At 43.0% G+C, this 3647-nt stretch carries 4 protein-coding genes; 1 reads left to right on the forward strand and 3 read right to left on the reverse strand.

The window, feature by feature from the left end; translation table 11 throughout:
* From Q0236_RS08430 to Q0236_RS08440, 3 genes are all read right to left on the reverse strand, one after another.
* Nucleotides 1–528 (reverse strand): AAA family ATPase (locus tag Q0236_RS08430; RefSeq protein WP_297916866.1); only part of this gene is annotated, 528 nt, incomplete at its 3' end.
* A gap of 86 nt (nucleotides 529–614) precedes the next feature.
* Complete coding sequence (locus Q0236_RS08435) at nucleotides 615–2681, reverse strand: DDE-type integrase/transposase/recombinase (RefSeq protein ID WP_297916868.1); 2067 nt, start codon at nucleotides 2679–2681, stop codon at nucleotides 615–617.
* Nucleotides 2681–2914 carry a hypothetical protein gene (locus tag Q0236_RS08440; protein WP_297916870.1) on the reverse strand — a complete coding sequence of 78 codons (234 nt, stop codon included), beginning with the start codon at nucleotides 2912–2914 and terminating at the stop codon, nucleotides 2681–2683. The genes Q0236_RS08435 and Q0236_RS08440 overlap by 1 nt, the downstream gene beginning before the upstream one ends.
* Before the next feature lie 194 nt (nucleotides 2915–3108).
* On the opposite strand from Q0236_RS08440, the gene Q0236_RS08445 reads away from it, so the two are divergent.
* Nucleotides 3109–3647, forward strand: a 539-nt coding sequence (locus tag Q0236_RS08445; protein WP_297916872.1) for a S24 family peptidase, incomplete at its 3' end; no start/stop codon positions are given.

The following is a 3647-nucleotide window of genomic DNA, read 5'->3' on the forward strand; positions in this document are numbered from 1 at the left end:
CTCCGCCTCGTCTATGATGATCGTTTTACTGAGCTTTTTCAGCTCGGCCGCACTACGACGGATCAGATCGTCGATGCACCCCTTGCTCTCCAATCCGAGCTCAGCCGTTAAAATTTTAAAAAGGCTTTTTGCAGACGTGTTGATCGTAGCTTCAATGAGGATGCTATCCGGATGCGTGCGAACATATTCTTTAATAGCCCTCGTCTTTCCGCTGCCTGCCGCGCCGCTAATCATTGCCATATCGCGATCTTTGACCGCCCAGTTTATGACCGCATGGATGCTTTTTGCATCGCGGGTTTTGATGAAAGGCAGCTCATCTTGCGTTACATCGATTTTTTTGATAAAATTATCAATGTAGTTTTTTGCGGGTCCTTCTACTTTGTGTGCATATTTGTAGGAGGATCCCTCCTTGATATATCCCGAAATATATGCGGGATTAATCCCCAAAAGCTTTGCGAATTTGTTTTGGCTCATACCGCTTTTTTCGTTTTCTTTGATGAACCGCACTATGTCGTTTGCCAGCTTCATTTTTCATCCTTTCTTTTAAAATTTAAAGTCTTTAAAATCCGTTTAAAGCCCTTTAAAAAGCACTTTTAAAATGCTTTTTGAAAAGCTTATTCACCGCTCGCCATCTCTATGGCGTCATCGAGGCTAAATTTAGCCCTCTGTTTCGCCACACTCACTTCCAAACTCTCATAGTTAAACGCTTTGGCGCTGATTTCGTTTATCTCTTTTTGGGTTTTAATCGTTTCCTTTACGGCTTTTACCTGGTCGTTATCTTCATAAACAAAATTTTCAGGCTTTAGGGCTTCTTTATGCGCCGCAAGCATTACCTCAAGGTCATAATCGACGTTTAGTCTCGTAAACTCGCTGAATTCAGCTCGTTTGATGACTGCTCTGATCGCCTTCATCTCGTCCTTAAAGACCTTTTTGACCATCTTATACATCTCGGCGCTCATAGGGCAAATGTTTTTATCTTTGGCTTCGCAGATGAAATTTCCGCTCTTATCAAACACGAATACGCTGCTTACGTCATCGATATTTTCGCTTATGAATACTTCCGTGCCTACGCTCGGCAAAAATTGGCTGACAAATTGCATTGCCTCGTAATTGATGCCCTTTTTGCCGACTACCCTTCGCTCTAAGCCTCCTGCATGAAGCATAAACTCATCGAGTCTGACGCCCTTTAGCGGTGTATCGTCGGCATTCCATCTATTTATCGGGCTGTTTCTCTTTCTTCCTACGCTCATCAGATCCCAGGTCAGTACCTCAGTTTCAAATCTGGCTCGCACCTGCTGCAGGGTTAATAGGTATTTTAAATTTGTCTTTTTCGGGAGCCCGTTTTCATCTTTAGCGTGCCTTTCCTTTTTAGGCGTGCGCTGCTCTACCGCCTCGCGCATTGCAAGATTGAAGCCGATATAGCCCGGCGTTTGTGAAATCCCGCCGTGCTGGAGCGTGCCGAAATGTCTTTCCACAAATCCCTTCTCGTCGCCGCTGTATGCGATAGCTCTGTCGTAATCGATCCCTAGCCCGTTTAATAGGTGCTGAAATTGATCGCTTAGATAATCCTTGCCGTTATCGCCCTTGATAAAGTCCGGCTTTCCAAATTTGCTTAGCGCCTTCCACATCAATCGAATTAGCCCTAAAGCGTTTGATTTTCGCTCGATACTCGCTACGCAGCGACCGCTATAAACATCGACTATACTTAGCACGTTTGCACGTATTGCTTCGCCTTTTTCGCCGTCGCGCACCATCACGTCAAGCGGCGAGCTATCTATCTGCCAGCATTGATTTCTGCGCGTGATGATCTCGCCTTGATCCCCCATGGCGGGCTGAAAATAGCTTTTTGCCTTGTCTTCGCCTTTAGTTATCATTATGTACTCGAGGCGGCGAGCAGGATCTGCATAATAATTATCCAAATACCTTTTTACGACGCCCGCATCAAAGAGCGGCTTTATGGCGCCACATAAAAATTTAGGATAGTTATGCGGCTCGCCGTGGCGATAAAAATACTCTTTATGTAGATCCCGCCAAAGCTGAGCGACGTTTAGACCGCCCGCGCCGTAAGCGCGAAATTTATCAAGCACGAACTCGCTCATCCACGGCTCAAGCTTGCTTTCGCTCTTTCTGTGTTTACCGCGATTATCTACCAAAGCGACCGCGCCGCCTGCCCTATATGCTCTTTGCCATCTAAAAAGGTTTGCTTCGCTCACGCCGAAGCTTTTGCAAAACCTTTTAGAGGGCACGTTGCTCTTCTTTGCCTCTTCCCACTCTTTGAGAATTTTAATCTTCTCGTTCGCCTTGCTTTTATCTGCAGGGCTTAGCATCGCATAGCTTGAACCGCCCGGCTCATCTGATCCATCTTTTTGCTCTTTTACGTCTTGCGTGCCGAGATCACGACCCTTTACATCGCTAAATTTCATCTGTTTTACTCCGTTTTCAGAAGTGGTATCGCTTAGCCATACGTTTATATTTTTGTCGATTTTTCCGCGCTTAATAGCAGCGTCAATATCTGCGATACTGACCTCAAAAAGCAGCTTCGCTCCGCCGCGGCTCCTAGCGCCGACGTTTTGAAGGCGGATGAATGGGTATTTGAGGGAGTGGCGACGCGAAGCTTCCTTTAATGCGCTCGAAGAGACGCTAAAAATCTTAGCTGCCGCCGTAGTCTCGACATACAACATCAACTAGCCTTTTTATCCGCTTCTTCGTCTTGTTTTTTGATAAATCCTGCAGGCATCTGTTTGATTATGCCCTCACTCAAAAGCGCTTCGAATACCTTTTTCGACGTCTTAAAATTCTTGTTTCCGAGTACTTCGCCGTTGATTACCATATAGGTAGTACGCTCGCTTAGATTATGCTTTTTCGCCCACTGCCTAATGCTTATGCAGTTATTTTTAAAATAATCCCTTATCACCTGGCAACTCCTTCCATCTAGATTTTTATTGTTAAAAATAGAAATCTAAGACTTTTTTACAAACCTTTGAAAGTTTTAATCTCGAATGAGATATAATTTTTCTTCAAAGATTTGAAAGTATTATATAGTATTTTTACCTTATTGTCAAGGTAAAAATACCTTATTAAATAAAATTTTTAACTAAAGGGGCAGAAATGGGCGATCAGAAAGATAAAATCATATTTGAAAATATGAAAAAGTTTTTTAGAGTTGACAGTCTCGAAGATGTAGCAGAAAAGCTCGGCTACTCTAGAAGTACGGCTGCTACATGGCGCTCAAAAGGGATAACCTCAACGGCAAAACTAAAATTCGTTAACTTAAGTGCTAATAAGGTTAAAAAACCATATAAAGATCAAGCTTATTTAAGATATTTTGAGGATGTGACGGCAAGCGCGGGTTACGGCTCGAACAACGACACACAAAATTACTCTATAATCCCTATCGGTAGAGATTTTATGGAACAGGTGTTAAAAATACCTCTTAAAAATTACGATGTGATTAAAGTTTATGGGGATAGTATGGAGCCATTTGCTCAAGATGGCGACGCTATAGTAGTCGACCTGGACGCAGAGGTAAAAAACGGCGATATCGTAATAGCAAATATCGGCGGCGATGCATATATAAAGAAATTTTTGAGAGATAATATACATAAAGAAATAAAGCTAACATCGTTAAATAGCTTTTATCAAGATAT

This window comes from uncultured Campylobacter sp., assembly GCF_938031315.1.
In the GTDB taxonomy this organism is placed as follows: Bacteria; Campylobacterota; Campylobacteria; order Campylobacterales; family Campylobacteraceae; genus Campylobacter_B.

Bases quoted from the DNA above. Each gene is read 5' to 3' on its own strand.
- Q0236_RS08435 (WP_297916868.1), bottom strand. From the start codon at position 2,681: ATGTTGTATGTCGAGACTACGGCGGCAGCTAAGATTTTTAGCGTCTCT.